Origin of the sequence: Methanosarcina spelaei (assembly GCF_002287235.1) — an archaeon.
Classification (GTDB): Archaea; Halobacteriota; Methanosarcinia; order Methanosarcinales; family Methanosarcinaceae; genus Methanosarcina; species Methanosarcina spelaei.
The window spans coordinates 1-777 of the sequence record NZ_LMVP01000345.1 but is presented as its reverse complement, the minus strand read 5'-3'; the positions used below and the strand labels follow the sequence as shown (position 1 = coordinate 777).

At 35.6% G+C, this 777-nt stretch carries 1 pseudogene; it reads left to right on the top strand.

Going from position 1 to position 777, the window contains the following annotated elements:
* Positions 1-777 (top strand): annotated as a pseudogene (locus tag ASJ81_RS22865) (hypothetical protein); the annotation flags it as partial.

The window sequence follows — 777 nt, the reverse complement described above, 5'->3', positions numbered from 1 at the left end:
AGGAAATGGAAATTACACAGGAAATCAGGGTAATGAATCAATAACAGGAAATGGAAATTACACAGGAAATCAGGATAACGAATCAATAACAGGAAACGGAAATTACACAGGAAATCAGGAAGCAGTAGAAGAAGATAATGATCTAGAAACAAATAATGATACAGGTAATCAAGAAAATACTGGAGAAAATGAGTCAAACCATTCAAAAAGCAGTGGATCGAACTGGAAATATAAAATAAAAATAATTAATACGACAATTACTCAAAAAAATGACTCAGAGAGTTCAGAAAGCAATAATGTATCAAACTTGAAAGATAAAACAATAACAGTAACTAGAACAGTTGCCCAAAACAGTACCAAAACAAAAAACGAAACAAAAACCGGAACAGTCAATGGCTCGAAAAGTCTGAAAAGTGCAGGAGTGAACGCTACAACCGGAAATAAGTCCTATAACGGAACCTCCAGCGACGTAAAGAATGTGACAAGTGAAATATTGGAACCCGACGTAAACTTGACGAACAGTTTGGAAAGTCAGGAAGTAAATACTGAAGTAGAAGTATATAACTGGACAGATACTCAGGGAAATGAATCGGCAATACCTGAGATAAAAACGGAGAAGAATAGCTGGAACAATATGAAATTCATATTGTCATATTCCTGTTCTCTTCGTTCATTTTATACTGCAAACGAAAGCGTAAATTTAAGTTATAATGGGCCTACTGCTTTAGGACAGCAGAATGTGGATATATACCTCATCAAGGAACACAGCCCGAGCTC